General features: G+C 50.6%; 17 protein-coding genes and 1 riboswitch. Of the genes, 16 read left to right on the top strand and 1 reads right to left on the bottom strand.

The window, feature by feature from the left end:
* The 3 genes from F4V51_RS26505 to fni all read left to right on the top strand — a co-directional run bounded on the left by F4V51_RS26505 (nt 1) and on the right by fni (nt 3,927).
* Nucleotides 1-1,149: a glycosyltransferase family 2 protein gene (locus tag F4V51_RS26505; RefSeq protein WP_153980180.1), complete on the top strand. Its 1,149-nt coding sequence runs from the start codon at nt 1-3 to the stop codon at nt 1,147-1,149.
* Nucleotides 1,146-2,624: a phytoene desaturase family protein gene (locus F4V51_RS26500; RefSeq protein WP_153980179.1), complete on the top strand. Its 1,479-nt coding sequence runs from the start codon at nt 1,146-1,148 to the stop codon at nt 2,622-2,624. Before F4V51_RS26505 ends, F4V51_RS26500 begins: the two co-directional genes overlap by 4 nt.
* A 235-nt stretch (nt 2,625-2,859) precedes the next feature.
* Entirely contained in the window at nt 2,860-3,927 is a 1,068-nt protein-coding gene (fni, locus tag F4V51_RS26495) for a type 2 isopentenyl-diphosphate Delta-isomerase (protein WP_153980178.1), read from the top strand.
* Nucleotides 3,928-4,006: 79 nt separating this feature from the next.
* On the opposite strand, the gene F4V51_RS26490 is transcribed toward fni, so the two are convergent.
* Nucleotides 4,007-4,441 carry a hypothetical protein gene (locus F4V51_RS26490; RefSeq protein WP_153980177.1) on the bottom strand — a complete coding sequence of 145 codons (435 nt, stop codon included), beginning with the start codon at nt 4,439-4,441 and terminating at the stop codon, nt 4,007-4,009.
* Between the two features lie 158 nt (nt 4,442-4,599).
* On the opposite strand from F4V51_RS26490, the gene F4V51_RS26485 reads away from it, so the two are divergent.
* The 13 genes from F4V51_RS26485 (at nt 4,600) to glyA (ending at nt 18,572) form a co-directional block, all read left to right on the top strand.
* A complete protein-coding gene (locus F4V51_RS26485) occupies nt 4,600-5,070 on the top strand; it encodes a GNAT family N-acetyltransferase (RefSeq protein ID WP_153980176.1) in 471 nt (156 codons plus the stop codon).
* Nucleotides 5,071-5,177: 107 nt separating this feature from the next.
* The gene (gene ychF / locus F4V51_RS26480) at nt 5,178-6,278 is read left to right on the top strand and encodes a redox-regulated ATPase YchF (RefSeq protein ID WP_127537255.1); all 1,101 of its coding nucleotides are present in this window, start codon (nt 5,178-5,180) and stop codon (nt 6,276-6,278) included.
* A gap of 225 nt (nt 6,279-6,503) precedes the next feature.
* Nucleotides 6,504-7,109 carry an SUKH-4 family immunity protein gene (locus tag F4V51_RS26475; RefSeq protein ID WP_153980175.1) on the top strand — a complete coding sequence of 202 codons (606 nt, stop codon included), beginning with the start codon at nt 6,504-6,506 and terminating at the stop codon, nt 7,107-7,109.
* A gap of 395 nt (nt 7,110-7,504) precedes the next feature.
* Entirely contained in the window at nt 7,505-8,572 is a 1,068-nt protein-coding gene (prfA, locus tag F4V51_RS26470) for a peptide chain release factor 1 (RefSeq protein WP_095291198.1), read from the top strand.
* Nucleotides 8,573-8,597: 25 nt separating this feature from the next.
* A complete protein-coding gene (prmC, locus tag F4V51_RS26465; protein WP_153980872.1) occupies nt 8,598-9,482 on the top strand; it encodes a peptide chain release factor N(5)-glutamine methyltransferase in 885 nt (294 codons plus the stop codon).
* 85 nt (nt 9,483-9,567) lie between these two features.
* On the top strand, nt 9,568-10,788 hold the full coding sequence (locus F4V51_RS26460; protein ID WP_153980174.1) for an FtsW/RodA/SpoVE family cell cycle protein: 1,221 nt from the start codon (nt 9,568-9,570) through the stop codon (nt 10,786-10,788).
* Nucleotides 10,789-11,034: 246 nt separating this feature from the next.
* Nucleotides 11,035-12,255 (top strand): FtsW/RodA/SpoVE family cell cycle protein, encoded by a 1,221-nt coding sequence (locus F4V51_RS26455; protein ID WP_153980871.1) that lies wholly within the window; start codon nt 11,035-11,037, stop codon nt 12,253-12,255.
* Nucleotides 12,256-12,505: 250 nt separating this feature from the next.
* A complete protein-coding gene (gene spoIIR, locus F4V51_RS26450) occupies nt 12,506-13,168 on the top strand; it encodes a stage II sporulation protein R (RefSeq protein ID WP_153980173.1) in 663 nt (220 codons plus the stop codon).
* Between the two features lie 237 nt (nt 13,169-13,405).
* Nucleotides 13,406-14,629 carry an L-threonylcarbamoyladenylate synthase gene (locus F4V51_RS26445; protein WP_153980172.1) on the top strand — a complete coding sequence of 408 codons (1,224 nt, stop codon included), beginning with the start codon at nt 13,406-13,408 and terminating at the stop codon, nt 14,627-14,629.
* 215 nt (nt 14,630-14,844) lie between these two features.
* On the top strand, nt 14,845-15,405 hold the full coding sequence (locus F4V51_RS26440) for a manganese efflux pump MntP (protein WP_095291207.1): 561 nt from the start codon (nt 14,845-14,847) through the stop codon (nt 15,403-15,405).
* A gap of 122 nt (nt 15,406-15,527) precedes the next feature.
* On the top strand, nt 15,528-16,100 hold the full coding sequence (locus F4V51_RS26435) for a low molecular weight protein arginine phosphatase (protein ID WP_153980171.1): 573 nt from the start codon (nt 15,528-15,530) through the stop codon (nt 16,098-16,100).
* Nucleotides 16,101-16,237: 137 nt separating this feature from the next.
* Nucleotides 16,238-16,319: riboswitch (ZMP/ZTP riboswitch) on the top strand.
* Between the two features lie 142 nt (nt 16,320-16,461).
* A complete protein-coding gene (locus F4V51_RS26430; RefSeq protein ID WP_153980170.1) occupies nt 16,462-17,055 on the top strand; it encodes a TIGR01440 family protein in 594 nt (197 codons plus the stop codon).
* 269 nt (nt 17,056-17,324) lie between these two features.
* Nucleotides 17,325-18,572 (top strand): serine hydroxymethyltransferase, encoded by a 1,248-nt coding sequence (glyA, locus tag F4V51_RS26425; RefSeq protein WP_153980169.1) that lies wholly within the window; start codon nt 17,325-17,327, stop codon nt 18,570-18,572.
* Nucleotides 18,573-18,741: the final 169 nt, after the last annotated feature.

Below are 18,741 nucleotides of genomic sequence, written 5' to 3'. Positions count from 1 at the left end.
ATGAGTGCATCCGAGATATTATGGATCCTATTGACAGCTGCACTCGGTGTGCAGTTGATTTTTGCTCTCTGGAATGCGACCTGTCTTCCCGGAATTCGTTCGTTCTCTGCAGACCGGCTGCTGCACCAGGATAAGCTCGTATCTGTCCTGATTCCGGCTCGGAATGAAAGACTGCATATTCAAGGATGCCTGGAGAGTGTGCTCGCAAGCGACACAACCGGCTACCGGATGGAAGTGCTGGTACTGAATGATCGTTCCGAGGATGAAACGGCGGCTTTGGTTCAGGAGATTGCGAATCGGGATGCGCGTGTGAGACTGCTTGATGGGGCAGAGCCGCCCGCTGGATGGATGGGCAAGTCATATGCGTGCCACCAACTGGTTCAGGAGGCCAAAGGCGAGTGGTTTATGTTCGTTGACGCGGATGTCAGGCTTGAGCCAGAGGCTATTCGGCAGACCGTAGCTGCCGGCTGTGAGCTGGGAAGAGGTCTGGTAACAGGGTTTCCCTATCAGGTGGCCAAGACCTGGATGGAGAAGCTGGTCGTACCGATGATGGTATTCACGATCATCAGTCATCTTCCTATTTTCATGATACGCAGATCATCAAGTCCGCTATTTGTAGCAGCGACTGGAGCCTTCCTGCTGATTCATCGTTCGAGCTACGAAGCTTCCGGTGGCCATGCAGCCATCCAGGGAGATCTGGTGGATGACATGAGTCTGGCGAAGGCGGTCAAGCGTGCAGGTCATCCGGTTATGCTGGCGGATGTGCATGAATTGGTCAGCACGCGGATGTATCAGAATGGGACCGAAGTATGGAACGGATATAAGAAGAACATGTACGAAGGAACGGGACGCAGGGATGTGCTCCTGCTGGGCACCCTGGTCATGTATACCCTAATGTACCTTGTCCCTCCGCTTGGATTGCTGTTCGGATTACTATCAGGAAGCTCTGCAGCTATTACGTATGGACTCATTGGCACAATGCTGGGCATGGGGGTGAAAAGGGTGGCAGACCAAACGGGAGGCCAACCCTGGTGGCTTGCATGTCTGCAATCTGTCAGCATGGCCTGCGTGATTGGTATTGGAATGGCGTCCTGGCGGGCTGGTCGCTCAGGGAAAGGATACGTTTGGAAAGGCAGGCGGTATAGTTGAGGAGAAAAGTGGTCATTATTGGCGCAGGCTTCGGTGGCTTGTCCTGTGCCATTCGCCTTGCATTCCAAGGCATACAGGTAACCATGCTGGAGCGTCAGACACATGTGGGTGGCAAACTGCAGCAAGTGGAACGAAACGGATATCATTTTGACCGCGGTCCAAGTACGATTACGATGCCTTCCACCTTCCGCTCGGTCTTTGAGCATGCAGGTACCAAAATGGAGGATTACGTCCAGCTGTATGAGCTGGAGCCCCGAACACGCAATGTGTTTGCAGACGGTACCGTGGTGGATCTGTCCGGCAAGCGCGAATGGATGGAGGAACAGATTGCAGTATACAGTCCGGAAGATGCACTGCGTTACGATGCATTCATGGATGAATCTGCAGCGCTTTATGCGGAAGCCGATCGTCATTTTCTTGGCAAACTGCTGCTGACCGCAAAAGACAAGTACAATCTCCAGATGCTTCGCAGCTTGCTGCGTGTGCGCCCGGCCGTGAAGCTTAATCAGCTGCTGCGGTCGTATTTCAGTCATCCCAACACCTTGGCGATGTTCGGTCGTTACGCGACTTATGTTGGCTCATCGCCTTATCAGGCTCCATCCATCTTCGCCATGATGGGTCATGTAGAAGCAGATGAAGGGGTGTATGGTGTCAAAGGCGGAACCTACGAGCTAATCAAAGCTATGACGAAGCTTGCTGAGGAAAAAGGAGTACGGATCATGACGGGCATCGAGGTCCGGCAGATTATTGTTCGTCATGGCAGGGTCATCGGTGTGGATACGGATCAGGGCTTCTATGAAGCCGATCAGGTGGTGGCCAACGGCGATGTGCTCAGTGTAAATCGTCTCCTGCTTGCGCCGGAACATCGAAAGCAGATGAGTGATGGCAGGATTCGCAAATATGAGCCGTCCATTTCCGGTTATGTGACACTGGCTGGCGTGCGGAAGCAGTATGACTCCCTGCTGCACCATACTGTTTTTTTTCCGGATAGGTATGAACCGGAGTTCGAACATATTTTCCGTGAACGCAGGATGCCGCTGGATCCGACCATCTATATCTGTTATTCCGGTTATTCGGAGGCAGGTATGGCTCCGGCAGGAGCGAGTAATCTGTTTATATTGGTGAATGCCCCATATCTGTCGGATGCATGGAACTGGGAAGAGCAAACGGAGCAGTACGGCGAGTTGGTGCTGGATAAGCTTGCACAGCGGGGAATTACAGGGTTAAGGCAATCCGATGTGTTGATACGATACACGCCACAGGATATTGAACGCGATACATTGGCGCATCAAGGATCGATCTACGGGATTTCCTCCAATTCAATGAGACAGACCTTCTCTCGCCCCGGGAACAAAAGCAGGGATGTACAGGGGTTATGGTACGTGGGTGGAACGACGCATCCGGGAGGCGGGACGCCGATCGTAACGCTATCCGGGCAGCTGGTGGGCGAGCAGCTTGCATCCGTTCTCATATGATTCATCAGAGATGAACGGGTGCGCCCTTTCATTAGCATGTCCAGAACGGTATACTGGGTAGAGTTGACGCGTGGAAGATATCACCGAGGACCCTATAGGATTTTTTTACATGCAGAATTATTCGTTACATATGAGCAAGAAATAAAAAAAGCAAACAAATGGAGGATTTCAATTGAACGGAACCGGCAGGGGGCCCTGTCCATCCGCACAATTTCTCACATAAGGAGGTCTCATCATGAATGAACAAGAGCGAGCCGGTAAACGGCTGCTTCCCGAGGTGGCTACGGGGGAACGGAAGCTGGAGCATGTGCGCCTCTGTCTGGAAGAGAATGTGGCAGGAGAAGGGATCACGAGCGGAATGGAGCGGTACGTATTTCGTCATAATCCCCTGCCTGAACTGAATTTTGATGAGGTCAGTCTGAACACGGTGTTCTTGGGAAAAGAGGTTCGCACACCGCTGCTCATCAGTTCGATGACGGGTGGAAGCGAAACGACCGGGGCCATTAATGAGCGGCTTGCCCGCGTGGCCAATGCCAGAGGCTGGGCGCTTGGCGTAGGTTCCATACGGGCCGCAGTGGAACAACCTGAACTGGCGCGCACCTTCGATGTACGGCGCTGGGCCCCTGACATCCCGGTGATTGCCAACCTGGGTGCAGTACAGTTGAATTACGGCTTCAACACGGCTGACTTCCAGCGTGCAGTTGAGATCGCCGGTGCGGATGTGCTGGTACTGCATCTGAACGGTCTGCAGGAGATCTTTCAGCCGGAGGGCAATACGGACTTCAGCGGGTTGTTGAACCGGATTGAAGATCTGTGCCGTACGCTGGATGTACCCGTTGGAGTGAAGGAAGTAGGCTGGGGCATTGATGGAATAACGGCACAGCGGCTGTATGATGCCGGTGCGGCATTTATTGACGTGGCCGGAGCGGGAGGCACCAGCTGGGTACAGGTGGAGAAATACCGGAACAACAACCCGGTTCGCCGGGCAGCAGCCGAGGCTTTTGCCGATTGGGGCATTCCGACTGCCGAGTGCATCCGGGAAGTCAGAGCACTGAATCCAGAAGGAGTACTGATTGGCAGCGGGGGACTTCATCATGGGGTAGATGCCGCCAAGGCGCTTGCACTGGGTGCAGACCTGGCCGGTTTCGGTCGTTCCCTGCTCGAATCCGCAGTGGCTTCAGATGAAGCACTGAATGGGCGGCTCGAGCAGGTGGAGTTCGAACTTCGTACGGTCATGTTCGGTATCGGAGCCGGGCGAATCGAAGATTTACAGCAGACAGAGCGATTGGTCGAGCGGCGTTAATACGGAAGAGGGGCATCCTGTCATGTTCATGCTGATGACATCGGGGAAGTCCCTTTTTTATTATAAAAAGACAGAAGGATTACCAACACTCTTCTTTTACCGTAATATTGTCGTTAGTTACGTTGACATAGGTCTTGCCGGATAGATACTCCGTGTAACCACAGACGACTTTGGTATGAATTTCCCCTCGGCTATCCGTAAATTGCAGGTGAACGGATGATTCCCCTGAAGGACTAAGCCTAGGAGTGAACTTTACTTTTTTACCGCTGGCAATATCCTTCTTCAGCTTGTACACGGAGCCATCTCTTTCACTGTTAACCGGACCTTCACCTTGGACCAGGCTTGCATTGACATTTGTAAGATCGAAGTCTGATTGATTATGAATGGTGATCCTGAGTGATCGGAATTGGTCTATGGTTGGATACGCCATGCCTATAATGATTCCAATGAAGATAACCACAGCCGCCAAGAGAATGATGATTTTCCTTGAAGGCCGTTTGCGACGTCTGTTCATTTAGATCTGCTCCTCTCGCTATGGTTATTAAACAATGGAAGTCTGATAAAAGTTATGCAGATTTTTTTCCACTTCAGGTATGATGAACAATAAATCGTTTCATTTAGATAAAGACTTAGAAAAATCGAATACGGAATTTGAACCGGGGAGGGAATACCATGGAGCTTGTATCCATGAATGAACAGGAATTTGCAGATTTTCGTAAGCGTTCCATTGCGGATTTTGCTGTTGAGAAAGTAGAAGCAGGGACATGGGCGGAGGAAGAAGCGCCGGAACTCGCTGAGGCATCTTATGATCGCTATTTGCCTGAAGGACTGAATACGCCTGGAGCCTACATCTATAACCTGGTGCATCCGGTAGACGGTAATGTGGGGTACATCTGGTTTAACGTTACGGACAATCGCCGGGGTAAGGAAGCCTTCTTGCTCGATATTGTTGTCGAAGAAGCATATCGGGGCAAAGGGTATGGTACCGAAACGATGGAAGCACTTGAACAAAGGGCCCACAGTCTTCAGGTGGATCGAATTGGTTTGCATGTGTTTGGACATAATGTGCGGGCGAGCAGCTTGTATCGCAAGATGGGGTACGAGATCACGGATCTGACGATGTACAAGGAACTTAAACGGTAGCCAGGCAGAAACGAAACCCGAAGTTCCTTGATGCCTCCGGGTTTGTCATATATAATGTATAGGATTATCCATACCGAACAAGTAATGAATGAGGAGTTGTCATATACATGGCTTTGAAAGCTGGAATCGTGGGCCTGCCTAACGTTGGTAAATCCACTCTGTTTAACGCAATTACACAAGCAGGTGCCGAGTCGGCAAACTATCCGTTCTGTACGATTGACCCGAACGTGGGGATCGTTGAAGTACCGGACGAGCGTTTGGACAAATTGACAGAACTCGTTGTACCGAAGAAGACAGTACCTACAGCGTTTGAATTCGTAGATATCGCAGGGCTTGTACGCGGCGCAAGTAAAGGCGAAGGTCTGGGTAACAAGTTCCTTGCCCATATTCGTGAAGTGGATGCGATTGTCCATGTGGTACGCTGCTTTGTTGATGAGAATATCACTCACGTAGATGGCAAAATTGACCCGGTAAGCGACATCCAGACGATTAATCTGGAGCTGATCCTGGCGGATATCGAGAGTGTTGAGAAAAAAATCGAACGCTCCAAGAAAAACATGAAGGGCGGCAACAAGCAGGCTGCTCAAGAAGTCGAAGTACTGGAGAAAGTGAAGGCAGTTCTGTACGAAGATAAGCCGGCACGCAGCATGGAATTGACAGACGAAGAGCGTCTGATCGTACGTGATCTGCACCTGCTTACCCTGAAGCCGGTTCTGTACGCAGCTAACGTAGCCGAGGATGAGATCGGTGATGTGGCGAACAATGCCTATGTGCAAAAAGTAAGAGAATTCGCGGCTGCTGAAAATGCAGAAGTGGTGCCGATCAGTGCAAAAGTCGAAGAAGAAATCTCCGAGCTGGAAGGCGAAGATAAACAAATGTTCCTGGAAGAGCTCGGTATCGAGGATTCCGGTCTGAACCTGTTGATCAAAGCTGCTTACAAGCTGCTGGGTCTGTACACATACTTCACGGCAGGTGTACAGGAAGTTCGTGCGTGGACGATCCGCAAGGGTACAAAAGCACCGGGCGCAGCAGGTGTAATTCATACGGACTTCGAGCGTGGATTCATTCGTGCAGAAGTCGTATCCTACGAAGACCTGGTTGCAGCTGGTTCCATGAACGGTGCCAAAGAACGCGGACAGCTTCGTTTGGAAGGTAAAGAATATGTTGTCAATGACGGAGATGTTATGCACTTCCGTTTCAACGTATAATCGGTTAACCAATTCAAGCAGTACATGATAGACATGAACAGCCCTGCTGTCTTCTCTGAAGATGGCAGGGTTTTTATTTGGAATGAAGGTAGAGTGGCAGATTAGAGGGAGTAGGTGAGAACAGCAGGGAAGGAATTGTGATGGCGACCCGCTTGTTCTGCTTATACTGGATTGTTTGCGCGGTGTGGATATAATAGAGGAAAAGGGCATGGGGGAGGATGGACAATGGAGGATGCAGTAACTCGTATTCCATATGATGAAGCCTATGTGAAAGCGATACATTTACCGAAAGAGATTAGCGATCTGCTTCTTGTTGAGGGATTACCCCAGTTTCAAGATAAGGGTAACGATCTGCTGGGTGTCCATTTTCGGCCCATGCCGGAACGAGGCTTGATTCAAGTACAGCATGAAGATGGCTTCATCACGCTTCTGCCGATTGGATATGAGTGGGAGGACACGGCAGCCCTGCTCGGTGTGGAGACAGGAACGGGCGCAGTTTACTCGGTAGACGCATCATCAGGTGAACACGGGCTGATCAACACCAGTCTGCTTCGGTTTCTTGAATTTCTCCAGCGTTACGCTCAATTCATTGAGAATTTCTCGGAAGTGCATGAGCCCAGTGTGATGACACTGGAAGAAGTTCAAGCCAAGCTGGCCGCTTTTCAGAGGGGAGAGCTCATACCTGGAAAGAAAAAGGTCCATGGTTCCGGCCGGAAAGAGGCCATAAGCGAACTCCGGGCATTCTTTGCCGAACAGGATCCGGGGAGTTTATCGAATGAAGAATCCTGGTGGAGCCTGGTGCTTGAGCAGCTTGAAGATGGCTTGTTGTAGTTCATACCCATATGTAACATAATGTAATTAAGGCCATTGTCACTTGTGCCATAATCCAAAGCGAACCTGTAGGCAGATGGAAAAGCATCTGTTCAGGTTGAGAAGAATATGCTATAATTAAGAGTCGTGTACCTAGGTTGATTTAGCTCGCTTTGTGTAAGACTTAAGCAGGGCTCCGCGTAAGGTACATGGGTTCTTTTATATAACTTAAAAGTAAAGGATTTGATGACGTTGTAGCGATGTTGCGTCGGTCATTAATGAATGTTACGGTCAGGGTTCGGTTTGGCTTAGAGCCTATGCGTTATGAAAATAGATGATATCAATAAAGAACATGGAGCGCCTGCCCGGAGAAGACGTGCAGCGCATCACCAAAATAAATCGTGAGGTGACTATATATGTTGGATAAATTACAGGCATTGGCAGACCGTTATGACAAGCTTAGCGAGCTGCTCTGTGACCCGGATGTGGCAAGCGATAACAAAAAGCTGCGTGAATATTCCAAAGAGCAATCCGATCTGCAGCCGACGTACGAAGCATACAATGAGTACAAACAGGTGAGTCAGGATCTCGAAGCAGCCAAAGAAATGCAAGGCGAGAAGCTGGATGACGAGATGCGTGAAATGGTCAAAATGGAAATCGAAGAACTCAGCGCCCGTCAGAAAGAGCTGGACGAACTGATTCGTGTTCTCATGCTGCCGAAAGACCCGAATGACGACAAAAACGTCATCGTGGAAATTCGCGGAGCAGCGGGTGGAGATGAAGCGGCATTGTTTGCAGCGGATCTATACCGCATGTACACACGTTATGCCGACAATCAAGGCTGGCGCGTGGAATTGATGGATGCCAATACGAATGATGTCGGCGGATTCAAAGAGGTTATTTTCCTCATCAACGGCCGCGGTGCATACAGCAAAATGAAGTACGAGAGTGGTGCACACCGTGTACAACGTATCCCGACAACCGAATCAGGTGGACGGATTCATACTTCTACTTCAACGGTTGCCGTTATGCCAGAAGCTGAAGATTTCGATATTGAAATTCATGACAAAGACATTCGCGTGGATACGTTCTGTTCCAGCGGTGCCGGCGGACAGTCGGTTAACACGACGAAATCTGCTGTACGGGTCACGCACGTTCCAACCGGAATCGTAGCGACATGTCAGGATGGTAAATCGCAGAACTCGAATAAGGAAAAAGCGCTGCAAGTATTGCGTACCCGGATTTTCGATATGATGCGCCAGGAAGAAGAAGCGAAAATTGCTGGGGAACGTAAGAGTAAAGTGGGTACAGGGGACCGCAGTGAGCGGATTCGTACGTACAACTTCCCGCAAAGCCGCGTAACCGATCACCGCATTGGTCTGACCATGCACAAATTGGATCAGGTCATGAACGGAGAGATTGAAGAAATCCTGTCTGCGCTGACGATTGCCGAGCAGACGGAGATGATGGATAGAGGAGAATAATGCTGTGACCCGCGCGCAGTTTGTGATGACGCCGGAACAGAGCTGTCGGGAAGCCTTCGTGGAGGCTTCCTCTTTTTTGGAAAAGAGCGGCGTGTACGAGCCGCAGAATAATGCCCGGCTGCTGCTGGAACATGTACTCGGCGTCTATGGCGCCGCGTATTACATGATGCAGCCGGAACCCTTCCCCAGCGAGCTGCGCAGCCGCTGGGAGGACGCAATCACGCGCAAGGCTGCGGGTGAGCCGGCGCAGTATATCATCGGCAGCCAGGAATTCTATGGGCTGCCGTTCGAGGTCACGCCGGCCGTGCTGATTCCGCGGCCGGAGACGGAGCTGCTGGTCGAGGCTGTGCTGCGCGAAGCCGACCGCGTGTTTCCCGGCGGCGCTCCGCTCGCCGTCGATATTGGCACGGGCAGCGGTGCGATCGCGGTGACGATCGCCTCGCAGCGCCCGCGCTGGCAGGTCGGCGCCGGAGATATCTCGGCGGCGGCGCTGCAAGTGGCCGCGCGGAACGCGGCCGCGAACGGGGTACAGATCGACTTCCGTGAAGGCGATCTGCTGGCCCCGTTCGCAGGGGTGCGGGTGGACATTCTGGTGTCCAACCCGCCATATATCCCGGCGGCGGATATCGCCGGGCTGCAGCCTGAGGTGCGCGATCATGAACCGCGCACGGCACTGGACGGCGGCCCGGACGGACTGGCACCGTACCGGGTCATGCTGGAACAGCTGGCACTGCTGCCGGCGCCGCCGCAGGTCATAGGTTTTGAACTCGGTCAGGGACAGGCTCGCGACATCGCCGCATTGCTTGAATCGGCCGGACACTGGCCGGAAATTATCATTGTTCCGGACCTTGCCGGGATCGAGCGGCATGTCCTGGGTGTTCGTACTTCGGAACAGGTGACGAAAATGTAAGGTTCTGCGGGTTTTCTTTTTGCCGCGAAATCCTCTACAATGGGATATACCGAAGATTGCTGAATGCTTGGGGGAACATAACTACATGCTGCATAAATTCAAAAAGATAGACTACTCGATTGTTTTTATATTGGTTATATTGATGGTTATCAGTATTTTGTCGATTTATAGTACGACCTTTGGCAGGCCAAAGCTCGAGGGACTCACGCAAAGTTCCATTATGTATTATATTTTGGGCTTCGTGGTCTTTTTTGGAATGTCGATGATTAATTACAAATTCATCATCAAAAACTATCTGTATATCTATGGCGTAGGTATGCTCTTGCTTATTTTTGTTATGTTCTTTGGTAAAGAGTATTACGGGGCAAAGGGCTGGTTATCCATATTCGGTGTAAGTTTGCAGCCTGCTGAATTGTTCAAGCTATGCCTGATTGTGTTCTTGTCCGCCTTATTGGCCCGAAAGAAGAATCGTCCGCTTTATTTTGGACGTGATGTCATTCCGGTCTCACTATGTGTTTTGCCGCCACTACTACTCGTTCTTCTTCAAAATGACTTGGGGAACGCACTGAGTTATGTAATTATTCTCGTGGGCCTGTTATGGATTGGTAATATTAAATTCTCTCATGCTCTTATTGGTTTTGTTATTGCAGTCGCTGCTTTTGTCGGCGGTATACAAGCTTATATTCATTATCATGACGAGATTGTTAAGTTTCTGAAGGATGTTGGGCGTTCACACTGGGCAGACCGTTTCGACCCATGGCTCGTGCCGGATCAGACCTCCAGAGACGTGCTCTGGCAGACCTATAACGCGAAGCTGGCGATTGGCTCTGGGGGCATTAGTGGTAAAGGATACTTGGAAGGTACAACGATTCAATCCAATCGGGTACCGCTGGCGTATGCCGACTCGATCTTTGTGCAGATTGGGGAGGAGTTTGGCTTTGTAGGAGCTTCAGTGCTGCTGCTGCTGTACTTTATTCTCATCCACAGGCTTGTACTTATCGCCCTCGAATGTAAAGATCGCGCAGGCCCTTACCTCATTGTCGGCATTATAGCCATGCTGCTTTACCAGATTTTTGTCAACATCGGTCCGTTTATTGGTCTGATGCCGCTGACCGGGATCACGCTGCCGTTTATCAGTTCGGGTGGTACGTCAATCATGATTAACATGATCAGTATGGGTATCGTAATGAGTATCAAGGTTCATACGGAAGAGAACGAGGATATTCTGGGCTCTGCAGAACAACCGGGAATTACGGATATCGTCCTCAAGTTGTTCAGAAGGAAACCGTCCCAGCAGGAACAGTAATTCCTTTTATCAGGTACAGGAAACAAACGAGTGAGTCATAGAACCCTGGAGAGATCAATCCAAGCCATTTGGATCTAATGCTTCCAGGGTTTTTCTTATGCTAGATTTTCTCTAATAGCTATGTAAGTTGAAATCCATCCTCCGCGCGGTGATTAAAATTTCCAATTTATCTCTCTATTTTATACAATGGAAATTATAAGTCAATTTGGAAAATGCGTATAGGTATCCGGGAGGACGATTGCAGTGATGTGGAGAATGCTGAAAAAGATGGACGGTGTAATTCTGTTTGTATTGTTTTTGCTGATGATCGCAAGTGTGTTTGCCATTTATAGTGGTACGCAGACGGATGCTACTTTGGCCAGGCATCATATCAAAACCATGTTGTTTTATATCGTCGGATTTGTTGCAGTAGTGGGCATTGGACTAGTAAATTACAAGCTGTATGTGAAATATGCCTTTTATTTGTATGCCTTAGGCATCGTTTTGCTTGTTCTCGTCAACTTTGTGGGCGGACCTATTAATAATGCCAATGGCTGGATCAAGCTTGGGGACAATCTTTCGTTTCAACCTGCGGAGTTGTTCAAGATGATCCTGATTCTATTTCTCGCACATTTGCTTGTGAAACGCCAGCGAAACACGCTCCGGTTCTGGAGAGATATCATTCCCATCGGATGTTGGGCGTTCGTTCCGTTTGCACTCGTCATGATTCAGAATGATTTGGGCAACGCGCTGGGTTACGTCGTCATCTTGGCCGCGGTATTGTGGATCGGTAATATCAAGCTAAAACACGCAATCATTGGCCTTGTTATTGTAGCCGTAACTTTCTTTGGCTTCGTCAAAGCCTACACGACGTATCATGATGAAATCTTTACCTTTCTCGAGAAGGTAGGCCGTGAACACTGGGCGGAAAGGATAGATCCGTGGCTCGTACCGGAAAAGGCCACATCCAAGGCGACATGGCACACCAAAAATGCAGGCTTGGCTATAGGCTCCGGAGGCATTATCGGCAAAGGGTATTTGCAGGGAACTTCCGTCCAAAGTGGACGCGTGCCGTATACCTATTCGGATTCCATCTTTGTCGTTATCGCTGAGGAATTCGGTTTTGTAGGAGCGTCGGTGCTGTTACTGCTGTACTTCATTCTGATTCATCGTATGGTTCTGATCGGTATGGAATGCAAGGATCGGGCGGGACCGGTCATTATTGTAGGCATTATTGGCATGCTCTTATACCAAGTGTTTGAAAACATAGGTGCGTTCCTCGGACTGATGCCATTAACAGGGATTACCCTTCCGTTCATCAGTTATGGGGGGACTTCATTGCTCATTAATATGGCTTGTATCGGACTGGTCATGAGCATTAAATTATATGGAGATGAAGAGGAAGACGACCTGCTGCTTGGAGAGCAGAAGCCTGGTTTGCCAGACCGGTTACTGCATTTGCTGAGAAAAGAAAAGAGCGCGTTGTAATCATCGAATAGGGTTATATATTGGGTTATATATTAACAGTTAGGTTTGATAGATCTTAAGCAAGGCTGATGCACATCGGTAACAGATGTGGTCGGCCTTTTCTTAATCCGGCTCAACCACGTTAAAATGAAAGAATGAATTTGCTAGATTCATGATTTTTGCTAGGTTTACTTCTGTCTCTTCCGGGCATACTGATAGACATGAGAGAGTTGCAGGGAACATGATCACGGGAGCCGAGGGGGAGAACGGGATGAGCAGAAGAACAGTGAAACAAATGGGACTTATTATCGTTTGTCTTATGATGATTATTATGATGTGGGAAGGTCAGAAGACGGATGCAGCTGTAGCCGCTACAGCAATTCCGGAGCAATCCATCCGTTTGCGGATTCTAGCGAATTCGGATGCGCCAGGGGACCAACTGGTGAAACGCGAGATTCGGGATGCTGTGGTTGCCCAGATGAGTGAGTGGGTTACAGAGCTGGATAATCCGCAAAGTCTGGATGATGCACGCCATGTCATTCGTGAGCATTTGTCTGAAATCGAAGATCGGGTGGGAGAAGAGCTGGCCAGCCGTGGACTGGACTATGCATACCAAGTGGAGCTTGGTGTCGTTCCGTTCCCTACCAAACTATATGGAGGCACGGTATATCCTGCAGGTGATTATGAAGCAGTGCGTATAACACTGGGAGAAGGAAAAGGTCAGAATTGGTGGTGTGTGCTGTTTCCGCCATTATGCTTCATTGATGCAAGCACAGGGGATGCACTGGCAAATCCGTCTACGGTATCTGCAGCGGCAGCTGCTGAGCCTGGAGATGCTGAAGCATCTGTCCAGGGAGCAACACCAGAAGCACGTTTTTTCCTGGTGGATCTGGCGGTTAAACTATGGGATTGGGTAGCCGGATTGTTTGCATAATATCGTGACAATGATAGGGAAGGGCGACTTCGATACAGGAAGCTGCTCTTTTGCCTCATTTTTAATGAATGGCTGTCATGTTTAAACGAATGGGGTTTACAAGAGAGATAGCGAGCCCGTTCTTAGGTTGAACAGATATGCTATAATTATAGGTATTCGAAATGAAAGCAAGACAGCTACCGCCAAGGTCGAGGCCCCGCGGTTACTAACCTATTGAAGTTTAGGGATGATGGATATATGAGTAGAGAACAAGACCAATACACAGGAAACAAAGATTCGGGAAACCCAGAAGGATTGCTTACCTCGGTGTGGGATGTCAGAGCATTGATGAGTGAGAAACAGCCGCATGTTGTGGGTAATTTGGTTATGGGTGAACCTGAGGGACAGGGATCTGATGAGAAAAAAAAGAGCGCCTATCAGCAGGCACTCGCTGACTTGCAGACTGCTGCTGCCTACATTCGTCAGGGCCAGACCGTTGCGTTCCCGACGGAGACGGTATACGGTTTGGGCGCGGATGCGCGCAGTACAACCGCGGTAGAGGCTATATTTGAAGCCAAAGGCCGCCCGTCAGACAATCCGCTCATTGTGCATATTGCACATCGCGATCAGCTGGATTCACTGGTTACGGAAGTGAATGAGGCGGCAGAAGCGCTGATCAAAGCCTTTTGGCCAGGGCCGCTCACGATTGTGCTGCCTGTTAAACCAGGCGCCGTATCCCCGCGGGTTACGGCTGGCTTGGACACGGTGGGTGTTCGCATGCCGGATCACCCGGTTGCTCTACAGCTGCTCGCAGCAGCGGCGTGCCCAGTGGCTGCGCCAAGCGCTAACCGCTCCGGGCGGCCAAGCCCGACGCTCGCTTCACATGTGAGCGAGGATCTGGCTGGCCGCATCGGCGGCATCGTGGACGGCGGCCCCACGGGTGTGGGCGTCGAGTCCACGGTAGTGCAGGTCGGTGACGACGGTACCGTCACCATCCTGCGCCCTGGCGGCATTACGGCGGAGCAGTTGTCCGCCGTTGCCGCCCATGTCGCCACGGACCCGGCGATTCTCGCGGGTGGGTCCGAAGGCGAAGGCAGCCTGGCGCCGCGCTCGCCGGGCATGAAGTACACGCACTATGCGCCCGCAGGGTCGCTGTGCGTGGTAGAGGGGCCGCCGCCAGCCGTGGCGGCCTGGATCAGCGCCGCCCTCGCGGAGGCGGCGCAGCGCGGAGAGCGCACCGCGGTGCTGGCGTTCGCCGAGCACGCGGAGCAGTACCGCGCCGATGCCGTATTCTCGCTGGGCAATGCCAGCGAGCTTGAAGAAGCAGCGCGCCGGCTGTATGCCGCGCTGCGCAGCTGCGATGAGCAGGGCGCCACATACATTGTGGCTGAAGCCTGCTCACGCGAAGGGCTGGGAGCAGCCGTTATGAATCGGCTGCTCAAAGCTGCTGGTCACCAACTTATACAGGTTGGTGACCAGTAACACCGTGACCGGAGCTGACAATGTCTCTCCGGTCCACCTAATCGGCAGGCCGTGGCAGCAAGCACAACCACACCACGGCCTGCCGATTAGAGCCATCCCCTTTTGACACGCTTGCCTGCGTCTCAGCCGACTATTCATTCTCTATCTCCCGTCATGTTTGTGTCCTTGTCCGCATATCGTGTACAAGAACCTTTACGTGACTTGGGGGTATGGGAATGTGGGATGTGTCTGCCCATTTGGGGCAGTTGGTAACCATTTTGATCATGGCCGTCGCCCTTGGGCTGGATGCCTTCTCGCTGGGCATTGGGATTGGCATGAAAGGCATTCGTTTGCGTGATGTGCTGCGAATCAGCTTGGTTACGGCCTTGTTTCATGTCATCATGCCGCTGATCGGCATGTACACGGGAAAATACGTCAGCTCTCTCTTGGGAGATATTACGACGTATGCCGCAGGCGGATTGCTCGTTCTGCTTGGGGGTCACATGATTCTGAATGCATTTCGTGAAGGTGACACCAAGCTGGTGGACCATCGCTCCATGCTCGGTGTGATACTGTTTTCACTCAGTGTAAGCGTGGATTCGTTTTCCGTTGGGGTGTCCCTCGGCATGTTTAGCAGTGATCTGGTGCTGACGGTACTTGCCTTTGGTGCATGCGGTGGAATCATGTCCGTCATGGGTCTGCTGCTGGGAAGACGAGTGAGCCAGAACCTTGGTGATTATGGTGAAGCGATTGGTGGAGCCATCCTGCTTGCGTTTGGACTGTTGTTTATTTTTTAATAGTCATAGAGCGAAGCAGTGCAGCCCTTGTGCAGTCATAACCAAACTCTTTAACTGTTCATCATTTAAAATTAAAATATTGCATCATTCGACAACATTTGCGAAATGGGGAGGCTATCACAATGAAACATATTTTGTTTGTATGTACAGGTAATACGTGCCGCAGCCCCATGGCGGAGGGGCTTTTGCGCAAGCTGGCAGCGGAACGGGGCATTCAGGTAGAGGTTCGTTCTGCAGGTGTGGCGGCAGCATCGGGAATGCCAATTTCCCGTCATGCCGAAGCTGTATTAAGAGATCATCAGGCGGAAGGGCCTGGTCATTCCACACAGCTTAACGCGAGCCTGATTGGCTGGGCAGATTTGGTCCTTACGTTAACGCGAAGCCATAAACAGCATGTTCTGCAGGTTTTCCCGGATTCGGTACACAAGACGTACACGCTGAAAGAATATGTGGAGAATGATAATCAGGTTCTGAATGATCTTCAGGAACTGGACAGCCTGTTCGCCACAATGGAACTGAAGCGTGCACTCGGTCAGGAGATTCTGGCATCAGAGCGTGAACGCGTGATTGAGATCCGGCAGCGTATTCCAAGCTTTGATATATCTGACCCGTTTGGCGGCAGTCGTGATGATTACAATATCGCCGCTGCGGAGATCAGAACTGCACTGGATCGCCTTCTGGACAAGTTGGGATAAACCCTGATTGTGCAGGTCATAGTAATGGGACAGTGAAGATTGAATTTTTAAATTAAATTGTTATGCAAAAACGAACACGTGGTGTAAATTACCCGTTGATTTTAAGCGTGGGTTGTTTTATGATGAAGGGGAAAACAGGGATCCGGTGTAACTGGCGACGAAGTGGGCACAACCACAATGGAGCACCGGAACAAACGGCCGGTCGCCTGGGCAAAAGAGCAATTCTGCGATACCCGCAGACTGCTCTTTTTTTCGTCTTTCATCTGATTATTCGCTATAATAGTACCTGAGATGCCGTGCATGAATACAAGAGCGGACTGCCGTGAGGAAGTCAGGCATGATTTTATCGGGAGGCGATAGGATGACTATTGAGTTAGATTCGGATCAACCCGGATTGCAGGAACAGACCGTAACCATTCTGCGTGAACTGGCACTTGCCGGTAAGCTTGGACCTGGACAGATCGTTGTGATCGGTACAAGCACAAGCGAGGTTGCAGGCCAAAAGATTGGTACGAGTGGTGCCGTTGATGTAGCACAGCAGCTTCTTGCAGGGATTCGCGAGGTGCAGCAGGAATTTGGCTTCGAGCCTGTGTTTCAGTGCTGTGAACATTTGAACCGTGCACTCGTGATGGAGCGTTCACTGCTCACGCGTCTTGGTTTGACTGAAGTGGGTGCCGTACCGGTTCCCAAGGCAGGCGGTTCCATGGCATCTGCAGCATATCGTTCACTGAATGATCCTTGTCTGGCTGAACATGTGCATGCTCATGCAGGAGTGGATATCGGGGAAACGATGATTGGCATGCACTTGCGGCATGTGGCAGTCCCCTTCCGTACAACACTTCGCTACATCGGGGAAGCCCGTGTAACGACAGCGTTGACCCGACCGAAGCTGATTGGCGGCGAACGTGCGGTGTATCAGATGGAAGAGCAACCAGATTCGACATTTTGTGACTGATATCTTCAACCTACTATAAAGCGAAATTAATGTTTACACGAAAACGGAGAGTGCAGGACAAATCTGGAGAAACGAAGTGCTTGCCTAAAAGCTTTCTGAAAGAAAGCTACATCGGAAGCATAGGCTATCACCGGATTTCCCCTTTAAAGGGGGATTCAAAAAAATCTGGGGATAACAGCGATCGGAAGATTGTGCTGCATTCGGAGTGGCGAGTGTAACCTTTCAATTTTGCTTTATAACTTCACTAATATACTGGGAGGAATTTAAACATGGAACAATTGCGTAAGAATGACCCTGCAGTACTTGAAGCGATGAATTTGGAATTGAAACGCCAACAGAACAACATTGAGCTGATTGCATCCGAGAACATCGTAAGTGAAGCGGTAATTGAGGCACTTGGATCTGTACTGACAAACAAGTACGCTGAAGGATACCCAGGCAAACGTTATTATGGTGGCTGCGAGCATGTGGATGTCGTGGAAGATATCGCACGTGACCGCGCGAAGGAACTGTTTGGAGCTGAGCACGTAAACGTACAGCCTCACTCCGGAGCACAAGCGAATATGGCAGTATATCTTGCCGCATTGAAACCTGGTGACACGGTGCTGGGCATGAACCTTGCTCATGGTGGACACCTGACTCACGGCAGCCCGGTGAATGCATCTGGTTTGCTCTACAACTTCGTGGCCTATGGCGTACAGGAAGATACATTCCTGATCGATTACGATGAAGTGCGCAAAGCAGCGTTCAAGCACCGTCCTCGTCTGATTGTTGCAGGCGCAAGTGCATACCCGCGTACGATTGATTTTGAAAAACTCGCTTCCATCGCAAACGATGTAGGTGCATTGTTCATGGTGGACATGGCCCACATTGCAGGACTGGTTGCTGCCGGATTGCATCCGAGCCCGGTTCCGCATGCCCATTTCGTAACAACGACAACACACAAAACGCTGCGCGGACCTCGTGGCGGTATGATCCTGTGCCGCAAATCCTGGGCAGCTGCGATCGATAAAGCGGTATTCCCAGGTTCCCAAGGTGGACCTTTGATGCACGTTATTGCTTCCAAAGCGGTAGCTCTGGGTGAAGCCCTGCAGCCTTCGTTCAAAACTTATGCACAAAACGTAGTGAAGAACGCTCAGGTTTTGGCTGAAACACTGATTGCCGAAGGACTGAACATTGTATCCGGCGGTACAGACAACCACTTGATGCTGATCGACACTCGCAGCGTGAACATCACAGGTAAGGAAGCTGAGCATGTGCTTGATTCCATCGGTATTACCGTGAACAAAAATGCAATTCCATTTGATCCGACCAGCCCGTTTGTAACGAGCGGCATTCGTATTGGTACTCCGGCAGCTACTTCCCGTGGCATGAACGAAGAAGCCATGGTTGCTATCGGTAAAATCATTGCAAAAACATTGAAAAATCCTAGAGATACAGCGAAGCTGGATGAGGCTCGCGCGGAAGTAACGGCTCTGACAGACCAATTCCCGCTGTACACAGATCTGAAATACTAGTCCACAGGCACATGGAATTATTGTACAACTAGAGCAAAAAAGGACCGGAACATGCCAAGTTTCCGGTCCTATTTTTATAGTATTCGGTTTTCTGTAATGATTACATGTCCTTTGATGGTGTAATTCGGTGTAGGTGATGATATAATATACAGGATTTATCGGGCCTATG

The organism is Paenibacillus xylanilyticus (assembly GCF_009664365.1).
Classification (GTDB): Bacteria; Bacillota; Bacilli; order Paenibacillales; family Paenibacillaceae; genus Paenibacillus; species Paenibacillus xylanilyticus_A.
This window is presented reverse-complemented; position numbering and strand designations above follow the sequence as displayed.